This is a genomic window from Kitasatospora phosalacinea, assembly GCF_030268885.1.
Classification (GTDB): domain Bacteria; phylum Actinomycetota; class Actinomycetes; order Streptomycetales; family Streptomycetaceae; genus Kitasatospora; species Kitasatospora phosalacinea_C.
Genome location: NZ_BSSA01000002.1, coordinates 318,843 through 336,787, shown reverse-complemented (window position 1 = coordinate 336,787; position 17,945 = coordinate 318,843). Strand labels below are relative to the sequence as shown.

Sequence of the window (17,945 nt, the reverse complement as noted above, 5' to 3'; positions counted from 1 at the left end):
CCGCTCCGACCGACGTTCCACATCCGGATCGGACGGTTCCCGGAACCGAACGGGTCCATACCGCGTATGTTCTCGGTGCGGCCCCGTGCGCAACTAACGCGCCGCCGCCCCGCCGCCCCGAGGGAGGTCCAGATGCGCGCAACCCACCGGTCGTCCCGCCGGGCCGCCCGTCGGCGGCGGCAGCGAGCCGTCGTCCTGGGCTGCGCCGCGCTGCTCGTCGCCCTGGGTGCGGGCGGGTACGCCGCCCTGGCCCCGGGCTCCGCGCGGACGGCCTCCGAGGGCCCGACCACCCAGGCCCGGGCCGTTCCGCCGCTGACCGAGCCTTCCGCCGAGCCGTCCGCCGCCCCGCGGTCCGTCGAGCCGTCCGTCGAACCGTCCGTCGCACCGCCGAGCAGCGCCGCCCCGCCGACGGTCGTCGAGCACGGCGACGGCAGCTTCACCGCCGCCACCGCCACCGGCGGCCGGGTCGGCACCGGCAGCGTCCTGCGCCGCTACCGGGTGGAGGTGGAGGACGGCACCGGGATCGACCCGAACACCGCCGCGGCCGCCGTCCAGGCCGTGCTGTCCGACCCGCGCAGCTGGACCACCGACGGGCGCGACAGCTTCCAGCTGGTCTCCTCCGGCAGCTACGACTTCACCGTCAAGATCGCCTCCCCCGACACCGCGGACGCGATCTGCGCGACCGGCGGCCTGGACACCCGCGGCGAGGTGAACTGCGACGTCGGCAAGCAGGTGGTGGTCAACTCCAGGCGCTGGCTGACCGGTTCGCCGCAGTTCGACGGCAGCCTGGACGACTACCGGGCCCTGATCGTCAACCACGAGGTCGGCCACCGGATCGGCCACGGCCACGAGACCTGCCCGGGGCCCGGCAGGCCCGCGCCCGCGATGATGCAGCAGATCTACGGCCTCAAGGGCTGCACCGCCAACGCCTGGCCCTACGACGCGAACGGGACGTACCTCAGGGGCCCGTCCGTCCCCTGAGGCGTCCCGCCGCGGTCCGTCCCCCCTCAGCCCAGCACCGGCAGGTACCCGGACAGGTCGCTGCGCTCGCCGCTGGCGGTGAGCGCGGTGTCCAGGGCGTCGGCCCAGGCGAGGCGGCCGGTGGCCAGCCGGATCCAGGTCAGCGGGTCGGTCTCCACCACGTTCGGCGGGGTGCCCCGGGTGTGCCGGGGGCCTTCGACGGCCTGCACCACCGCGTACGGCGGGACGCGCAACTCGACCGCGCCGCCCGGCACTTGGACGGCGAAGGCGTCGGCGAGCAGCCGGGCGGTGGAGGCCAGCGCGAACCTGTCGTGCGGGAAGGCGTCGAGACCGAGCGCGGCGGCCAGGTCGTCGGCGTGCACCACCGTCTCGACCAGCCGGGTGACCAGGAAGTCCGCCAGCGGCATCGGGCCGAACCGCATCGGGATGACCCGGCCGGGCTCGCGGCCCGCGTCGCTGTCCAGCGCCTTCCACAACTCGCCGATCTGCCGGTCGAGTTCACCGGACACCTGGGCGGCGTCCCCGGCGAACTGCTCGGCCACCAGCTCGACCGCGGTGGAGTTGATGGCGGCGGCCGCGGTGCGGGTCCGCGAGGCCCAGTACAGCGGGGTGATCGGGGCCTGCGGCGGCAGCGGGTCGTGCAGGTGCAGCGGCACCCAGCTCGCCACCATGCCGAGGTGGGCGACGAGTTCGCGCACCCGCCACTCCCCCAGCCGGGTGGGCAGGGCCAGTTGGGCGTCGTCCAGGGCTCGGACGGCTGCGGCGATCGCGTCGAGCTGCCCGGTGAGTGCGGCGCGCACCTTCACCGGGTCGTAGGTTCGGGGCTTCACGGTGGGCATGCCCGCAGCGTACAAAACGCCGACGGGCGGCCGGGCCGAATAGATCCGGTCCGACCGCCCGCCGGGTTGACGGGACGTCAGGCGAGCAGCGCCTCGATCACGCCGGTGTGGGCGTCGCGCAGCTCGGCCAGGGTCACGGTGAACTGGCCCTGCACCTCCAGCGCCTCGCCGTCCACCACGCCGATCCGGGTCGCGGGCAGGCCGCGGGCACCGCACATGTCGTTGAACCGGAGCTCCTCGCTGCGCGGGACGGCCACCACGGCGCGACCGGCGGACTCGGAGAACAGGAACACGAACGGGTCGATGTCCTCGGGGACGACCACCCGGGCGCCCTTGCCGCCCTTGAGGCAGCTCTCCACCAGGGCCTGCGCGAGGCCGCCGTCGGAGAGGTCGTGCGCGGCGTCGACCATGCCGTCGCGGGAGGCGGCGATCAGGATCTCGCCGAGCAGCCGCTCGCGCTCCAGGTCGACCTTGGGCGGCAGGCCGCCGAGGTGGTCGTGCACGACCTGCGACCAGGCGGAGCCACCCAGCTCGTCGGCGGTGTCGCCGAGCAGGTAGAGCAGCTGGCCCTCCTCGGCGAAGCCGACCGGGGTGCGCCGGGTGACGTCGTCGATGACGCCGAGCACCGCGACCACCGGGGTCGGGTGGATGGCGACGTCGCCGGTCTGGTTGTACAGCGAGACGTTGCCGCCGGTGACGGGGGTGCCGAGCACCTGGCAGGCGTCGGCCAGGCCGCGGGTGGCCTCGGCGAACTGCCACATCACGTCCGGGTCCTCGGGGGAGCCGAAGTTGAGGCAGTCGGAGACCGCGAGCGGCTTGGCGCCGCCGGCCGCGACGTTGCGGTACGCCTCGGCCAGGGCCAGCTGGGCACCGGTGTACGGGTCCAGCTTGGCGTAGCGGCCGTTGCCGTCGGTGGCGACCGAGACGCCGAGGTTGGTCTCCTCGTCGATCCGGATCATGCCGGAGTCCTCGGGGGTGGCGAGCACCGTGTTGCCCAGCACGTAGCGGTCGTACTGGTCGGTGATCCACGCCTTGGAGGCCTGGTTCGGCGAGCCGACGACCTTGAGCAGCGCGTCCTTCAGCTCGGCGCCGTTGCTCGGGCGGGCGAGCCGCTCGGCGGTCGGGGCGTCGGCCTGCAGGGCGTCCTGCCAGGACGGGCGGGCGTACGGGCGGTGGTAGGTCGGGCCCTCGTGGGCGACGGTGCGCGGCGGCACGTCGACGACCAGCTCACCGTGCCAGAAGATCTCCAGGCGCTCGCCGTCGGTCACCTCGCCGATGACGGTGGCGATGACGTCCCACTTCTCGCAGATCTCCAGGAAGCGGTCGACCTTGCCGGGCTCGACGATCGCGCACATGCGCTCCTGCGACTCGCTCATGAGGATCTCCTCGGGCGAGAGCGTGTGGTCGCGCAGCGGCACGGTGTCCAGCTCGATCCGCATGCCGCCGGTGCCGGCGCTCGCGAGCTCGCTGGTGGCGCAGGACAGACCGGCGCCGCCGAGGTCCTGGATGCCCGCGACGAGGTCTTCCTTGAAGATCTCCAGGGTGCACTCGATGAGCAGCTTCTCCTGGAACGGGTCGCCGACCTGGACGGCGGGGCGCTTGGCCGGGCCGGTCGCGTCGAAGGTCTCCGAGGCGAGCACCGAGACGCCGCCGATGCCGTCGCCGCCGGTGCGGGCCCCGTACAGGATGACCTTGTTGCCGGGGCCGGAGGCCTGCGCGAGGTGGATGTCCTCGTGCTTCATCACGCCCACGCAGAGCGCGTTGACCAGCGGGTTGCCCTGGTAGCAGGAGTCGAAGACGACCTCGCCGCCGATGTTCGGCAGGCCCAGGCAGTTGCCGTAGCCGCCGATGCCCGCGACGATCCCGGGCAGCACGCGCCGGGTGTCCGGGTGGTCGGCCGCACCGAAGCGCAGCGGGTCCATCACGGCGACCGGGCGGGCGCCCATCGCCAGGATGTCGCGCACGATGCCGCCGATGCCGGTGGCCGCGCCCTGGTAGGGCTCGATGTACGACGGGTGGTTGTGCGACTCGACCTTGAAGGTGACCGCGTAGCCCTGGCCGACGTCCACGACGCCCGCGTTCTCGCCGATGCCGACCAGCATGGCGTCGTTCTGCGGGGCCTTCTCGCCGAACTGCTTGAGGTGGACCTTGGAGCTCTTGTACGAGCAGTGCTCCGACCACATCACCGAGTACATGGCGAGCTCGGCGCCGGTCGGGCGGCGGCCCAGGATCTCCCGGATCCGCGCGTACTCGTCCTCCTTGAGGCCGAGTTCGGCCCAGGGCTGGGCCGCGTCCGGGGTCTGCTCGGCGTTCTTGACGGTGTCGAGGCTCATCAGGCGTTCACCAGCTGCTTCAGGACGGAAGTGAAGAAGCCCAGGCCCTCGGTGGTCGGACCGGTGAGCGGCTCCACGGCGTGCTCCGGGTGCGGCATCAGGCCGACGACATTGCCGGCCGCGTTGGTGATGCCGGCGATGTCGCGGTACGAACCGTTCGGGTTCACATCGAGGTAGCGGGCCACGACGCGGCCCTCCGCTTCCAGTTCGTCGAGGACGCGCTCGTCGGCGACGAACCGGCCCTCGCCGTTCTTCAGCGGAACGACGATTTCCTGGCCGGCCGAGTAATCCCGGGTCCAGGCGGTGCCGGCGTTCTCGATGCGGAGCTTCTGGTCGCGGCAGATGAAGTGCAGCGAGTCGTTCCGGGTGAGCGCCCCGGGCAGCAGGTGCGATTCGCACAGCACCTGGAAGCCGTTGCAGATACCGAGGACCGGCATTCCGAGCTTCGCCTGCTCGATGACGGTGTCCATCACCGGGGAGAAGCGGGAGATGGCACCGCAGCGCAGATAGTCGCCGTAGGAGAATCCGCCGGGCAGGACGACGGCGTCGACCTGGTGGAGATCCTTGTCACGGTGCCAGAGGGCGACCGGCTCGGCGCCGGCCAGCCGGACCGCGCGCTGGGCGTCGCGGTCGTCGAGGGAACCCGGGAAAGTGACGACGCCGATGCGGGTGGTCACTTGCCCTCCTCCTCGACGCGGACGGTGAAGTCCTCGATCACGGTGTTGGCGAGGAAGGTCTCGGCGGCCTCGCGGATGCGGGCGAGCGCGGCGTCGTCGACCGGCCCCTCCAGCTCCAGCTCGAAACGCTTGCCCTGGCGGACGTCGGCGATCCCGGCGAACCCGAGACGCGGCAGTGCACGCTGCACCGCCTGGCCCTGGGGGTCGAGGATCTCCGGCTTGAGCATGACGTCGACTACGACGCGTGCCACTGGCACTCCCGGTGGTGATTGCGTGAAGGCGGGGGAACTCCAGACTACCTGGGCCCCGGGGCCTTCTTGCGGGCCACCGGCGGTAACGCGCGTAGACCCACACCCCTTACGCCCCAAGGGTCCGGAGCCCTCGACTCCCCTCCCGGGCACCCGATTTCGCCGCTTTAATCCCGTCTGCAACGGGCGGCTATCAAGGGGGGTATGGGCCCGGGTATGGCCGCGGGTATCGGCACCGGGGGGAAGCCCGTGAATATCCAGAAAAAAGGAATCCCCAACTCTACGATTTCACCGTCCATCGGGTGCAGAATAGGGCGACCGGCAGCCGAACGCGCCGCATCTCGGCGTGGGCTCCCCTGCCCGCCGGCGGATGCCGCGGTCCCGGCCCAACGGACCGGCGGGGCATCCGAGACCCCCGACGGCCGAATTGCCCGAGAGGATTGACACCCATGGCTCAGCGTGTAGTCGTCACGCTCTCCGACGATCTGGACGGCGGCACCGCCGCGGAAACCGTTCACTTCGGCGTGGACGGGAAGTCGTACGAGATCGACCTGTCCGCCGACAACGCGGAAAAGCTCCGGGAGGCCCTCGCCCCGTTCGTCGCCGCCGGCCGCCGGCAGAGCCGCAGCGGAAAGTCCTTCCGCCGCACCGCCCTCACCCCGGACCCGGCCGCGGTCCGCAAGTGGGCGCAGTCGAACGGGCACGAGCTGCCCGCCCGCGGCCGCATCCCGAAGCACGTGTACGAGGCGTTCGCCGAGGAGAACTGACCGTCGCCACGGGCCCGTTGCGGGCCCGCCGCCCTTCCCCGGCCACGCCGCCGGGGAAGGGTGGGGCGAGCAGGCCGATCGATGTTGTAGAGTATTTCTCGTCGCCGCAACCGGGGGAACCCGAGCGGGGCGGCCGGCGCCCAGGCGCCGTGCGGACGTGGCTCAGTTGGTAGAGCATCACCTTGCCAAGGTGAGGGTCGCGAGTTCGAATCTCGTCGTCCGCTCGCAGTCAGCGTGAACAGACTGGTGCAGTACAATTCAACAACCTGCGGACGTGGCTCAGTTGGTAGAGCATCACCTTGCCAAGGTGAGGGTCGCGAGTTCGAATCTCGTCGTCCGCTCCAGTTCCGAAGGCCCCCCTCCAGCGAGGGGGGCCTTCGGCGTTCCTGCGCCGCCTCCCGGGCACCGGTGACATTTGTCACCGCCGACCCGTGCGCCCGCACCGGCGCCCGGTGAAGGACCGCACTACTGGCGGGCCCCGGCCGCCGGGAGGCTGGAGCCATGACCGACACCAGCCGTCCCCGCCCCGCCGTCGCGGCCCGCGGACTGCACCGCCGCTACGGACCGTCCGGCTCCGGCGGCTTCGAGGCCGTCCGCGGCCTGGACCTCGACGTCGCCCCCGGCGAGCTGTTCGCCCTGCTGGGCACCAACGGCGCGGGCAAGACCTCCACCCTGGAGGTGCTGGAGGGCCTGGCCGCGCCGAGCGCGGGCGAGGTCCGGGTGCTCGGCCTGGACCCGCTCCGGGAACGGGCCGCGCTGCGTCCGCGGATCGGCGTCATGCTGCAGGAGGGCGGCTTCCCCGGCGAGCTGACCCTGGCCGAGACCGGCCGCTGCTGGGCGGGCCTGACCACCGGCGCCCGGGCCGTGGACGAGGCGCTCGACCTGGTCGGCCTGCTGCCCCGGCGCACCGTGCGGGTCAAGCAGCTGTCCGGCGGCGAGCGGCGGCGGCTCGACCTGGCGATGGCCCTGCTGGGCCGCCCCGAGGTGCTGTTCCTGGACGAGCCGTCCACCGGGCTGGACCCGGAGGCCCGGGCCGCGGTGTGGCGGCTGATCCGCGGGCTGCGGGCGGCCGGGACGACGGTGGTGCTCACCACGCACTACCTGGAGGAGGCCGAGGAGCTGGCCGACCGGCTGGCGATCATGCACCACGGCCGGGTGGTCACCGGCGGCACCGTCGCCGAGGTGCTGGCCGCGCACCCCGCCCGGATCGCCTTCGAGCTGCCCGAGCGCACCGGGGCGCACGCCGCCCTGGCGCTGCCCCCGCTGCCCGGCACCAGCACCGAGCTGGACGGCCGCCGGGTGCTGCTGCGCACCCCCGACCTGCAGGGCACCCTGACCGAGCTGCTCGGCTGGGCCGCCCGCCACCGGGTCGAACTGGCCCGGCTGGACGCCCGCAGCGCCTCGCTGGAGGAAGCCTTCCTGGCCGTCGCCGCCTCCGCCGACCCGGCCGCCGCCCCCGTCCGCACCGAGAGCCTCGGAAGTGCCGCATGACCGCCGCCACCGCCCCCGCCCCCGCCACGACCCCGCTCTCCCGGCTGCTGGCCCTCGGCCGGGCCGAGACCGTCCTGCTGCGCCGCAACCGCACCGCGGTGTTCGTGGCCCTGGTGCTGCCGTTCGTCCTGGTCGGCTCGCTCCGCTCGATCCTGCGGGCCGCCGCCGAGCGGACCCCGGGCCTGGACGTGAACGGCAACCTGGTCACCAGCTCGATGGGCATCGTCCTGCTGGTCGTCGTCTACACCAACCTGACCACCGCCTACACCGCCCGCCGCAACGAGCTGGTGCTGAAGCGGCTGCGCACCGGCGAGGCCGCGGACGGCGAGGTCCTGCTCGGCACCGCCGTCCCCTCGATCGCCCTGGCGCTGCTCCAGTGCCTGCTGCTGGGCGTCGGCGGCCTGGCCCTGCTCGGCCTGCGGGCGCCCGCGAACCCGCTGCTGGTGCTGGCCGGGCTGGCACTGTCCGCGCTGCTGCTGACCGCGCTGGCCGCCCTGTCCAGCGCGGTCACCAGGACGGTCGAGACGGCCGGCATCACCACCCTGCCGCTGATGCTGGCCGCCCAGTTCGGCTCCGGCCTGATGATCCCGCTGGAGTCCCTGCCGGACACCGTGGCGGACCTCTGCCGCCTGCTCCCGACCACCCCCGCGCTCCAGCTCCTGCACATCGGCTGGCTCGGCACCGACGGCACCGGCCCGTCCGGGGGCTTCGCCGGGACGTGGCGGCAGGCCGCCCTGCCGCTGCTGCTGGCCGCGGCCTGGGCGGGCGCGGCGGCCTGGGGCGCCCGCCGCTGGTTCCGCTGGGAGCCGCGCCGCTAGATTCGTCCGACGACCACCGAGGAACGAGGGGGCCACGCCGTGCGGGTCAGCAGGCCGCGACCGGTCCGCCGCTGGCGGAAGCTGTCCAAGCCGCAGCGCAACGAGCTGTACGTGCGCTGGTCGCTGTACGCGGTGGCGGTGATGCAGCCGGTGGTGACGCTCGGTCTGGTGGGCGGGAGCGTCGGCCGCGGCGAGGTGTCGGAGGGGACGGCGGCGACGGGTGCGGTCGGCTCGCTGCTGGCGGCGGCGCTGAACGCGGCGCTGGTCCGCGGCGGCCTGGCCGCCTACCTGGGCCGGCGGCCCCGCCCCTACGGCCGGGTGGTGGCGGCGGGGGTGGCGGCGGTGGCCGTCTCGGTGGCGACGCTGCTGACCGGGCCGCCGGTGGAGGCGGAGGGCGCCTCGTTCCCGCTGTCGGTCGCGATCGTGACGATGACCTTCTGGATCGCCACCACCTCGGTCGCGCTCCCGGCCCTGGAGACGGCCGCGGCCGCGGTGGCGGGCCTGCTGCTGCTCGCGCTGCCGCTGCTGCTGACGGGCGTCCCCCCGGGGTTCGTGACCGGGATGCTGCTGGGCTGCCTGGTCGGGGCGGCGATCGCCGCCTGCACCGCCCGCGGCTCGGCCTGGAACGCGAAGGTGGTCTGGGAGCTGGACGCCGCCCGGGAGGCGCAGGCCCGCCTGGCGGTCGCCGAGGAACGGCTGCGCTTCTCCCGCGACCTGCACGACGTGCTGGGCCGCAACCTGGCCACCATCGCGTTGAAGAGCGAGCTGGCCGTGCAGCTGGCCCGCCGACGGCGCCCGGAGGCGGTGGACCAGATGACCGAGGTGCAGCGGATCGCGCAGGACTCCCAGCGCGAGGTGCGCGAGGTGGTGCGCGGCTACCGCACGGTCGAGCTGCACACCGAACTGGCCGGTGCCGCCTCGGTGTTGCGCGCCGCGAACGTCGACTGCCGCACCGAGCTGTCCGGCGCGGACGGGCTGCCCGCCGCGGCGCAGTCGGTGCTGGGCTGGGTGGTGCGGGAGGCGGCGACCAACGTGCTGCGGCACTCGGAGGCCGCGAACTGCCTGTTCCGGCTGCGGGTCTCGGGCGGCACCGCGCTGCTGGAGGTGGAGAACGACGGCGTCCCGGCGGTGCCGCCGCCGCGGGCGGAGGGCGCGGGCAACGGCCTGCGCGGCCTGGGCGAGCGGCTGGCCGCGCACGGCGGCACCCTGGGCACGGCGGGCGGCGGCCCGGGGCGGTTCCGGCTGACCGCCGAACTACCGGTCACAGCGAAGGAGTCGGTGGAGTGAACGACCGGGTGCGGGTGCTGCTCGCGGACGACGAGCACCTGATCCGCGGCGCCCTGGCGGCGCTGCTGGCGCTGGAGGACGACCTGACGGTGGTCGCCGAGGCGGCCTCCGGGCCGGAGGCGCTGGCGATGGCCGCCGCGCACCGCCCGGACGTGGCGGTGCTGGACCTGCAGATGCCGGGCCTGGACGGCCTGGAGGTGGCCGCGGAGCTGCGCCACCGGCTGCCGGAGTGCCGGGTGATGATCGTGACCGGGCACGGCCGCCCGGGTTACCTGAAGCGGGCCCTGCAGGTCGGGGTGCGCGGCTTCCTGCCGAAGACGGTCTCGGCCTCCGACCTGGCCGGGATCATCCGCACCGTCCGGGCGGGCGGCCGCTACGTGGACCCGGAGCTGGCCGCGGAGGCGATCAGCGCGGGCGACTCCCCGCTGACCCCGCGCGAGACGGACGTGCTGGAGCTGGCCGCGGACGGCTCCCCGGTCGCCGAGATCGCCGAGCGGGCCGCGCTCTCGCCGGGCACGGTGCGCAACTACCTGTCCTCGGCGGCGGGCAAGCTGGGCGCGGAGAACCGCCACGCGGCGGTCCGGATCGCCCGCGAGCACGGCTGGCTGTGACGTCCCGGGGAGGGGCCGCACAGCCGGCCGTGCCGGAGCGTCACTTCCAGGCGAGCCCGGTGAGCTTCTCGTACGCGTCGATGTAGCGCTGCCGGGTGTGCGCGACGACCTCGTCGGGCAGTCGCGGCGGCGGGTTCTCGCTCCTGCGGTCCCAGCCGGAGGCGGGCGAGGTCAGCCAGTCGCGGATGATCTGCTTGTCGAAGGACGGCTGGTCGCGGCCGGGCTCCCACGCGTCGGCGGGCCAGAAGCGCGAGGAGTCGGGGGTGAGCACCTCGTCGCCGATGACCAGTTCGCCGTCCAGCAGGCCGAACTCGAACTTGGTGTCGGCGAGGATCAGGCCGCGGTCGCGGGCGATGTCCCGGGCCCGGGAGTACACCGCGAGGGTGGTCTGCCGCAGGGTGGCGGCGAGTTCGGCGCCGACCCGGCGGGCGGTCTCCTCGTAGGGGACGTTCTCGTCGTGCTCGCCGACCTCGGCCTTGAGCGCCGGGGTGTAGATCGGGCCGGGCAGCTCGGAGCCGTTGTCCAGGCCCTCGGGCAGCGCGACGCCGCACACGGTCTGCGAGACTCGGTACTCCTCCAGGCCGGAGCCGGCCAGGTAGCCGCGGGCCACGCACTCCACCGGCACCATGTCGAGGCTGCGGCAGACCAGGGTGCGCCCGGCCCAGTCGGCGGGGGCGCCCGCGGGCAGCTCGGTGGAGAGCACGTGGTTGGGGACGATGTCGGCGATCCGCTCGAACCACCACAGCGAGAGCTGGGTGAGGACGCGGCCCTTGTCGGGGATCTCGTTGGGCAGCACCCAGTCGTACGCGGACGTCCGGTCGCTGGCGACCATCACCAGGTTCCCGTCGGCGTCCCGGTACAGGTCGCGCACCTTGCCGGTGTGCAGGTGGACCAGGCCGGGCACCTGGACCGGCTCGGGCTTGGTGACGAATCCGCTCACGCTCAGTCAGTCCTCACAGCTGGGGGGCTCTGCGACCGAGTCTTTCACGCCCGCCCGGTCAGGGACCGGTGCGCCCCTCCTTGCAGAGGTGGTCCAGCAGGTTGGCGGTGGCGCGCTGGATCCGCTCGTCGGTGTGCCCGGGCCGGTCCAGCGCGGGCGACCAGGCGAACGTCCCGGCGGCGAACACGTACGCGCCGCTGGGCGCCCGGTAGAGCGAGGTCTCCTGGTGGGTGGCCCGCCCGTTCGCGTCCCGGTACGGGGAGTGCGCGAGCAGCACCCGCTCGGTGTGCGCGGGCAGTTGGACCTTCGGGTAGTAGCGGTCGGCCTCCCCGGCGACCAGGCCGGGCAGTTCCTCGCCCTCGGCCAGGCCGGTGCCCTGCCACAGCCAGTGCCCGGTGTTGCGGGCCACCAGCGGCACCGGCGCGGGCACGCTGCCCGCGTACTGGATGCCCAGCAGGTGCTGCTCGGGCTCCCCGGCGTCGCGCCACAGCGCGGAGGCGGCGCCCGGCACCCCGGCGGCGGGGTGGTCGGCGGCGACCCGCTGGCGCTTGCGGCAGTTCAGCAGCCGGGCCGGCTCGCCGTCGGGGCCGGGCGACAGCTCGACCCGCCAGTACAGGCTGTTGGCGGACAGGAACACCAGCGAGGTGCCGCCGTCCCGGGCCCGTTCGGCGGCCCGGCGCATCGGCTCCGACCAGTACTCGTCGTGCCCGGGGAAGACCAGCGCCTTGTAGCGGGAGGCGTCCACCAGCCCGGCGTGCAGGTCGGTCGCGGTGGCGTAGCCCAGGTCGTAGCCGTAGCGCTCGGCCCAGCGGATGAAGTCGTAGGCGTGCCCGACGTGCAGCGGCAGCCCGGCCCCGGCGTGCGGCCGGTCGAAGGAGACCGTGACGGCCGCCTCACCCTCCCCCACCAACTGCCCGGCCTCGTCCCAGGCGTGGTAGAGGCTGGCGCCCAGGTGCCCGTCCTCGGGGAACAGGTTGTACGCCTGCCAGGTGACGTCGGGCAGCACCAGCAGCAGGTCGGCCGGGCCGAAGTCCCGGACGGTGAACGGGATGTGGCTGCGGTGGCCGCCGTCGGCGGTGGTCAGCACGGCGACGTACGCGCCGGAGCGCCAGTCGGCGGGCACCTGCAACCGCCAGGACTGCCACCAGTGGTGGCAGGAGACGGTGCGGTCGGCGACCATCGGCGCGGGCTGGGCCAGGCCGGAGATCAGCGGGCTGGAGGACACCTGCCGGGCGCCGTCGCCGCCGTCGTGGCCGATCCGGTAGACGTCGACCTGGAACTCCTGCGGCGGGTTGACGGTCACCCGCAGGTCCACCGCACCGCCGGGGCGGACCACGCCCGCCGAGGCGAAGCCCTTGATCTGCCGGCGCACGTCGTCCGCGTTGCGCGGGCCGCTGACCGCGGGGCGCGGCCGGGCCTGGCCGTCGAGCGGCCGCTGGCCGGGGGCGTCCACGCTCACGTACCAGGGGACCACGCCCTCGCCGTCGGCCAGGTAGTGGTCGGGGCTGCGCAGCCAGGGCAGCGGGCCCTGCCCGAACGGGTCGGACACCCCGTGCGCCAACGTGCCGGACTCCCACCGGCGGTTGGTCTCCGTCCCCACGCGCCCCTCCCCACCCTGCGCCCGTCCGCCGAGGGTTGGCATTTGCCATGCGGATGTGCGTGCGGACCAGCACACCACAGTTGGTCGGCGAAGCGTCACCCCACCGTAGCAATTGGTACGAATGAAACCGGGTTTCCCGGGACGGTCCGAAACCGTCCCGGTTCAGCCCGAAAGGCGCACCGGCCGCTCGACCCGGACACCGGCCCGCTCCAGCCAGCCGCGCAGCGGCCCGTCCTGCCCGTCCTCGACGGCCATCGCCACCGCGGGGGCCAACTCGGCCCGGGGCGCGGCCGGGCAGAGCAGCACCGGTCCGTCCAGCCAGTCCAGGCCCGCGGTGGCCGTCCCGGCGTCCACCGCGGCGCAGCAGACGGTGGCCACCAGGTGCTCGACCAGCAGGTCGCGCCCGCTGCGCACGGGGGGCAGCGGGGGCGCGACCTCGGCGGCACGCGCCACCCGGCCGGCCAGTGCGGCGGCCAGTTCCTCGGCCTCGCCCGCGGCCAGCCGGGCCAGCAACTTGTCCAGGGCCGGGCCGGTGTGCGGGCGGTCGTCGCCCAGCGCGGCCTGCAGGGCGGCGGCCTGGGCGCGCCAGCCGCGGTCGACCACCCGCTGCGGGTAGTCCTCCCAGTCGAGCGGCTGCCAGCCGCCGGCCGGTTCCTCGTGCAGCAGTTCGGCGGCCAGCCGGGAGACCCGGGTGTCGACCAGGCCGGGCTCCTCCAGCAGGTCGCAGGCGGGGCGGTCACCGAGCCGGTGCTCGTAGTCGTCGGCGAGCCGGTCGCGGCGGGAGAGCTCGGTGAGCGCGGAGACCACGCCCGCGTTCAGGTGCGCGGGGTGCAGGCCGAGCCGCCAGGCGGGCAGCGCGACCCGGGTCAGCAGGCGGTCCCAGCCCGCGTAGGCCAGGCCGACCTGGGCCTGGGCTGCGATCCGCGGCCCGTAGTCGACGGCCCTGGCCCGCTCGGAGGCCCGGGCGGCCACGGCGTGCTCCAGTTCGGCGGAGTGCTCGCGGCAGGCGCCCAGCAGCCGCCGGTCGACCAGGCCGACCAGCGCGGCGGGGCCGCGGCGGCGCTCGCCCAGCGAGGCGTCCAGGGTGCGCACCCAGCGGCGTGCGGCGGCGATCTCCGGGTCGGCGGCCGCGGCGGTGCCGGCCACCACGGGGGCGAGCAGGGCGCGCAGCTCCCCGGCCCGCATCCACCACAGGAAGGGGGAGCCGATCACCAGCACCGGTGCGGCCGGGCCGCGGCCGCCGGGGCGGTGCGGTTCCTCCAGCCAGCTGTCGCAGTCGGGGGTGAGCGCGATCGCGGCGGGCGCCGGGACGTCCAGTCGCTCGGCGAGCTCCTCGATCAGCCGGTACAGCTCGGGGGCCTCGGTGCGGGCCAGCGCCACCGCGGGGGTGACCGGCGGCACCGCCCGGCGGTGCGCCCGGGCCACCAGGGCGGCCAGCGCCAGGGTCAGCGCGGCGACCGCGCAGACCGCCCAGCGGATGCCGTCCCAGAGCGGGGCGTCCGGCGACCCGGGGGCGCCTATGTGTCCGGTGAACCGCCCGGCCAGCAGCACCACCGCGCAGGCGGCGGGCAGCGCGGCGGCGGCCACGGCCCGTCCGCGCAGACGCAGGACGGCCTGGGCTCGTGCGCGTGCGGTGTCCACTGCAGTCATCGCCGCGGCACCCCCTTCGCAGCCGACTCGACTCGATCAATTCCGGTACGGGAAGCGGCGGATGCCGAACCCGGTGGTACGACTCGCGTGGCGCTCTCCTGCCAGTCTCGACGCCCCGGTGCGGGCGGGTGTTCCGGAACTCCGGCGATTCCACCCGTCCTGGTGACACCGCGGCGGGGCGCGCCACCGCTCCCAGCATCCCCCCGGCGCGCCGAGGGGACGAGCCGCGTCCGCGCCCGGACCCCCGCCCCGGCGCGATGCAGCGCACCCTAAGGCCCGCGCTCGCGCCCCGTCAGCAGGATGCCCGGGTCATCACCCGAAGGGCTGGTTTTCCGGGCGCCGGGCTGACCGCCGCGACCTCGGGAAACGCCGCGGGGCGCTGCGTCCGGACGGGTCGGTCCGGGCACAGCGCCCCGCGGGAGCGGTCTGCTACGGGTGCCGCTACTGCGCGGCCCTGGCCGCGATGTCGGTGCGGTGCTGGGCGCCCTTGAAGGAGATCGCCGCGACGCCCGCGTACGCCTTGGCCCGGGCCTCGGCGAGGTCCGCGCCGACGGCGGTGACGGACAGCACCCGGCCGCCCGCGGTCAGCACCTCGCCGTCCGGGCCGGGCGCCGTCCCGGCGTGCAGCACGAAGGCGGTGCCGTCGGCCTCCGCCGCGTCCAGGCCCTCGATCGGGTCGCCGGTGCGCGGGCTCGCCGGGTACCCCTCGGAGGCCATCACCACGGTGACCGCGGCCTCCTCGGACCAGCGCAGCGGCTCCAGCTCGCCGAGCGTGCCGTTGGCGGCGGCCAGCAGCACCCCGGCCAGCGGGGTGCGCAGCCGGGCCAGCACGACCTGGGTCTCCGGGTCGCCGAAGCGGGCGTTGAACTCGATCACCCGGGTGCCGCGCGAGGTCAGCGCCAGGCCCGCGTACAGCAGGCCGGAGAACGGGGTGCCGCGGTGGCGCAGCTCGTCCACGGTCGGCTGCAGGACGCTCTCCAGCACCTCCGCGACCAGGCCCTCGGGGGCCCAGGGCAGCGGCGAGTAGGCGCCCATGCCGCCGGTGTTGGGGCCCAGGTCGCCGTCCAACGCCCGCTTGAAGTCCTGCGCCGGGACGAGCGGGAGCACGGTGGTGCCGTCGGTGATCGCGAACAGCGACACCTCCGGGCCGTCCAGGTACTCCTCGATGACCACCCGGCCGCACGCCACGGCGTGCTCCAGCGCGGCGGCCCGGTCCTCGGTCACCACGACGCCCTTGCCCGCGGCCAGGCCGTCGTCCTTCACCACGTACGGGGCGCCGAACGCGTCCAGCGCCTCGGCGGCCTCCTGCTCGGTGGTGCAGACGTAGGAGCGGGCGGTCGGGACGCCGGCCGCGGCCATCACGTCCTTGGCGAACGCCTTGGAGCCCTCCAGCTGGGCGGCCTCCCTGCCGGGGCCGAACACCGGGATGCCGGCCGCCCGCAGCGGCTCGGCGACGCCGGCCACCAGCGGGGCCTCCGGGCCGACCACCACCAGGTCGGCGCCCAGCTCCTGGGCGAGCGCGGTGACCGCGGCGCCGTCCAGCTGGTCGACCGGGTGCAGGGTGGCCACCCGCGCGATCCCGGCGTTGCCCGGGGCGCAGTGCAGCTCGCTGACGGCGGGATCTTGGGACAGTGAGCGGCACAGGGCGTGTTCGCGGGCGCCGGTTCCGATGACGAGGACCTTCACGCCTGCCAAGCCTAGTCGGTGGCCGGTTCCGCACCGTCGGCGGCTCCGGCGGAAGCTCCGAACCGGGCGGCCCTCCCCCGGTCCGGATTCGTAGGAAGGCACAGGAGATCTCCCGAACAGCCGTGCCGTCACGCCGACGACCCCGGCCGCCCTCGCTCGGACGGGTGAAATCCGGCCACCCGCCGCAACCCTCCCACCTCGGCTTCCGGAGGTGAAATCACATAACGATCACTGCGGAAGCGCCCCCACGGTCAGCCATTTGGCGGTAAGAAGTGCTGTTGGACCAGGACCCGGCCGCACCGCCGGGCACGGCACCATGGGCGGCTGCGACCCGCGCTCGGCGCCACGGGTCCGCACCGCCGTGCCACGAACCACCAGTCCCACGGGCCGGCCGTCCGACCCCCCGGACGACCGTCCCCCGTACCGTTCAGTCCCGGTGCCCGCCGGGCCTCCGCAGTCACCCCGCCACAGGGAGCGCCACAGGTGAGCCAGCCGGAAATGCAGCCCGAGGAGAGCCCCTGGGGCAAGGAGGTCGCCGACGACGACCAGCCCGTCCCGGGCGTCGGCGGACGGACCCCGACCCGTCGCCGCGCCGACCTGAGCGCGCGTCAGTTCCCGCTCGGCGACTGGGGCGAGCCCGCCGAGCGCCTGGAGGAGCTCTACCGCTGGTCGGAGGAGCGGGCCGTCGAGGCGATCGACTGGTACCGCCGGGACCGGGTCTGGAAGCGCCGCTGGGCCCGCCTGCTGCGCTTCTCCGCCGCGGTCTTCACCGTCGGCGGCGTCACCGCCCCGCTGGCCTCCCTCACCGGCGAGCTCCCGCACGCCATGGAGTGGGGCTACACCGGCCTCGCCCTCGCCGCCGCCTCGCTGCTGGCCGACCGCGCCTTCGGACTCACCTCCGGCTGGATGCGCGACGTCTCCACCGCGCAGGCCCTGCAGCGGCGCCTGGAGGCCTTCCAGTTCGACTGGGCCTCCGAGTGCGTCCGCGAGGTCCTCGGCCCCACCGAGGGCACCGCGGGCGAGGCCGCCGAGCGCTGCCTCGGCGTGCTGCGCCGCTTCTGCGAGGACGTCTCCGACATGGTCCGCACCGAGACCTCCGAGTGGATGCTGGAGTTCCGGGCCGGCATGAGCCAGCTCCCCACCCAGGCCCCCGGCTCCTGGGGCGGCCGCAACGAGGGCGGCTCCGGCGCCCAGGTCCGCGTCCTGCCCCCGCCGGGCACCCGCCCCACCATGCCCCGCCAGCGCCCCCCGGAGGGCCCCCTGCGCTAGAGCGGCCAGGAGGCGGAGCCGGTGCCGCCCTCCGGTGCCGCCCCTCGCCTCTCGCCCATCGCCTCTCGCCTCTCGCCTCAGGCGAAGACGATCATCGAGCCCTGGGTGACGCTCCGGGTCGCCGCCGTGTAGAGCCCGGCCCAGGCGTGGCGCTCCCTCGCGTAGGGGTGGAAGTCGTCGATCGGGGGCCCGAAGGGCTGCTCCAGCTGGGTGGGGCCGAGCGGGCGGGTGGGCTGCGGGGGGTCGAGCGGGTCGATGCCCAACAGCGGTGCGACCGCCTGGAGTTCGCGCAGCAGCCCGTACGAGGACCCCAACGGCCCGCCCGCGGCCAGGAGTTCGTCGGCGACCAGCGGGACGTGGAAGTCGACCGGCAGGTACGCCCCGGCGTGGTCGAAGTGCCAGACCAGGTGCGACTGTTCGGCGGTGGCCTCGAACATCTCCAGCAGTTGCTCGTAGTCGCTGCCGAGCGCGTCCACCGGCGTCACCTCGAACCCGGTGAGCCCCAACAGGTAGGCGCGGCGCAGGAAGTGGAGCGAGTCGTAGTCGAACGCGGCTATCGCCTCGACGTCCCCGGAGAACCCCGGCACGTACGGGTGGACCGGGACGGGCGGCAGCCCGTGCTGGGCGAGCACCGCGTCGTAGCGGTCGAGGTCCTCGCGGAACGGGTTCTCGGGGCTGTGGGAGAGCACGTCCACGAGCGGGACGAGCCAGAGGTCGCAGGCCATGGGCCGGCTCATCCTCTCGGGTG

The 17,945-nt window shown here is 74.6% G+C and carries 16 protein-coding genes and 2 tRNA genes; 9 read left to right on the top strand and 9 right to left on the bottom strand.

Going from position 1 to position 17,945, the window contains the following annotated elements; translation table 11 throughout:
• Positions 1 to 132 precede the first annotated feature (132 nt).
• Positions 133 to 981 carry a DUF3152 domain-containing protein gene (locus QSK52_RS05140; protein WP_285733994.1) on the top strand — a complete coding sequence of 283 codons (849 nt, stop codon included), beginning with the start codon at positions 133 to 135 and terminating at the stop codon, positions 979 to 981.
• A 26-nt stretch (positions 982 to 1,007) separates the two neighbouring features.
• On the opposite strand, the gene QSK52_RS05135 is transcribed toward QSK52_RS05140, so the two are convergent.
• The 4 genes from QSK52_RS05135 to purS all read right to left on the bottom strand — a co-directional run bounded on the left by QSK52_RS05135 (position 1,008) and on the right by purS (position 5,081).
• A complete protein-coding gene (locus tag QSK52_RS05135; protein WP_285733992.1) occupies positions 1,008 to 1,820 on the bottom strand; it encodes a maleylpyruvate isomerase family mycothiol-dependent enzyme in 813 nt (270 codons plus the stop codon).
• Positions 1,821 to 1,897: 77 nt separating this feature from the next.
• Complete coding sequence (gene purL / locus QSK52_RS05130; protein ID WP_285733990.1) at positions 1,898 to 4,153, bottom strand: phosphoribosylformylglycinamidine synthase subunit PurL; 2,256 nt, start codon at positions 4,151 to 4,153, stop codon at positions 1,898 to 1,900.
• A complete protein-coding gene (purQ, locus tag QSK52_RS05125; protein ID WP_285733987.1) occupies positions 4,153 to 4,830 on the bottom strand; it encodes a phosphoribosylformylglycinamidine synthase subunit PurQ in 678 nt (225 codons plus the stop codon). The genes purL and purQ overlap by 1 nt, the downstream gene beginning before the upstream one ends.
• Entirely contained in the window at positions 4,827 to 5,081 is a 255-nt protein-coding gene (gene purS / locus QSK52_RS05120; RefSeq protein WP_033250393.1) for a phosphoribosylformylglycinamidine synthase subunit PurS, read from the bottom strand. The genes purQ and purS overlap by 4 nt, the downstream gene beginning before the upstream one ends.
• Positions 5,082 to 5,527: 446 nt before the next feature.
• Between purS and QSK52_RS05115 the strand changes: the two genes are divergently transcribed.
• The 7 genes from QSK52_RS05115 to QSK52_RS05085 all read left to right on the top strand — a co-directional run bounded on the left by QSK52_RS05115 (position 5,528) and on the right by QSK52_RS05085 (position 10,052).
• On the top strand, positions 5,528 to 5,845 hold the full coding sequence (locus tag QSK52_RS05115) for a histone-like nucleoid-structuring protein Lsr2 (RefSeq protein ID WP_033250394.1): 318 nt from the start codon (positions 5,528 to 5,530) through the stop codon (positions 5,843 to 5,845).
• A gap of 151 nt (positions 5,846 to 5,996) precedes the next feature.
• Positions 5,997 to 6,069: transfer RNA gene (locus QSK52_RS05110), tRNA-Gly, on the top strand.
• A gap of 44 nt (positions 6,070 to 6,113) precedes the next feature.
• Positions 6,114 to 6,189, top strand: a tRNA-Gly gene (locus QSK52_RS05105).
• Between the two features lie 157 nt (positions 6,190 to 6,346).
• Positions 6,347 to 7,336 (top strand): ABC transporter ATP-binding protein, encoded by a 990-nt coding sequence (locus QSK52_RS05100; RefSeq protein ID WP_285733985.1) that lies wholly within the window; start codon positions 6,347 to 6,349, stop codon positions 7,334 to 7,336.
• The gene (locus tag QSK52_RS05095) at positions 7,333 to 8,154 is read left to right on the top strand and encodes an ABC transporter permease (RefSeq protein ID WP_285733983.1); all 822 of its coding nucleotides are present in this window, start codon (positions 7,333 to 7,335) and stop codon (positions 8,152 to 8,154) included. Before QSK52_RS05100 ends, QSK52_RS05095 begins: the two co-directional genes overlap by 4 nt.
• Before the next feature lie 39 nt (positions 8,155 to 8,193).
• A complete protein-coding gene (locus QSK52_RS05090; protein WP_285733981.1) occupies positions 8,194 to 9,441 on the top strand; it encodes a sensor histidine kinase in 1,248 nt (415 codons plus the stop codon).
• Positions 9,438 to 10,052 carry a response regulator transcription factor gene (locus tag QSK52_RS05085; protein WP_285733980.1) on the top strand — a complete coding sequence of 205 codons (615 nt, stop codon included), beginning with the start codon at positions 9,438 to 9,440 and terminating at the stop codon, positions 10,050 to 10,052. Before QSK52_RS05090 ends, QSK52_RS05085 begins: the two co-directional genes overlap by 4 nt.
• 40 nt (positions 10,053 to 10,092) lie before the next feature.
• Here the strand turns inward: QSK52_RS05085 and QSK52_RS05080 are convergent, their stop codons facing one another.
• The 4 genes from QSK52_RS05080 to purD form a co-directional block, all read right to left on the bottom strand.
• Positions 10,093 to 10,992, bottom strand: a complete 900-nt coding sequence (locus tag QSK52_RS05080) for a phosphoribosylaminoimidazolesuccinocarboxamide synthase (protein ID WP_285733979.1) — start codon at positions 10,990 to 10,992, stop codon at positions 10,093 to 10,095.
• Positions 10,993 to 11,050: 58 nt separating this feature from the next.
• Positions 11,051 to 12,592: a N,N-dimethylformamidase beta subunit family domain-containing protein gene (locus QSK52_RS05075; protein WP_285733978.1), complete on the bottom strand. Its 1,542-nt coding sequence runs from the start codon at positions 12,590 to 12,592 to the stop codon at positions 11,051 to 11,053.
• Between the two features lie 162 nt (positions 12,593 to 12,754).
• Complete coding sequence (locus QSK52_RS05070) at positions 12,755 to 14,242, bottom strand: hypothetical protein (RefSeq protein ID WP_285733977.1); 1,488 nt, start codon at positions 14,240 to 14,242, stop codon at positions 12,755 to 12,757.
• A gap of 441 nt (positions 14,243 to 14,683) precedes the next feature.
• Complete coding sequence (purD, locus tag QSK52_RS05065; RefSeq protein WP_285733976.1) at positions 14,684 to 15,928, bottom strand: phosphoribosylamine--glycine ligase; 1,245 nt, start codon at positions 15,926 to 15,928, stop codon at positions 14,684 to 14,686.
• 483 nt (positions 15,929 to 16,411) lie between these two features.
• Here purD and QSK52_RS05060 point away from each other — a divergent pair, with 483 nt between their 5' ends.
• Positions 16,412 to 17,197, top strand: a complete 786-nt coding sequence (locus QSK52_RS05060; protein WP_435053158.1) for an SLATT domain-containing protein — start codon at positions 16,412 to 16,414, stop codon at positions 17,195 to 17,197.
• Positions 17,198 to 17,274: 77 nt separating this feature from the next.
• Here the strand turns inward: QSK52_RS05060 and QSK52_RS05055 are convergent, their stop codons facing one another.
• The gene (locus tag QSK52_RS05055) at positions 17,275 to 17,922 is read right to left on the bottom strand and encodes a hypothetical protein (RefSeq protein WP_285733975.1); all 648 of its coding nucleotides are present in this window, start codon (positions 17,920 to 17,922) and stop codon (positions 17,275 to 17,277) included.
• Positions 17,923 to 17,945 lie beyond the last annotated feature (23 nt).

What these genes read in the sequence shown, in the direction of transcription:
- QSK52_RS05140 (WP_285733994.1), top strand. Translation starts at nt 133, where the DNA reads ATGCGCGCAACCCACCGGTCGTCCCGCCGGGCCGCCCGTCGGCGGCGG.
- QSK52_RS05135 (WP_285733992.1), bottom strand. Translation starts at nt 1,820, where the DNA reads ATGCCCACCGTGAAGCCCCGAACCTACGACCCGGTGAAGGTGCGCGCC.
- purL (WP_285733990.1), bottom strand. Translation starts at nt 4,153, where the DNA reads ATGAGCCTCGACACCGTCAAGAACGCCGAGCAGACCCCGGACGCGGCC.
- QSK52_RS05115 (WP_033250394.1), top strand. Translation starts at nt 5,528, where the DNA reads ATGGCTCAGCGTGTAGTCGTCACGCTCTCCGACGATCTGGACGGCGGC.
- QSK52_RS05100 (WP_285733985.1), top strand. Translation starts at nt 6,347, where the DNA reads ATGACCGACACCAGCCGTCCCCGCCCCGCCGTCGCGGCCCGCGGACTG.
- QSK52_RS05095 (WP_285733983.1), top strand. Translation starts at nt 7,333, where the DNA reads ATGACCGCCGCCACCGCCCCCGCCCCCGCCACGACCCCGCTCTCCCGG.
- QSK52_RS05070 (WP_285733977.1), bottom strand. Translation starts at nt 14,242, where the DNA reads ATGACTGCAGTGGACACCGCACGCGCACGAGCCCAGGCCGTCCTGCGT.
- QSK52_RS05055 (WP_285733975.1), bottom strand. Translation starts at nt 17,922, where the DNA reads ATGGCCTGCGACCTCTGGCTCGTCCCGCTCGTGGACGTGCTCTCCCAC.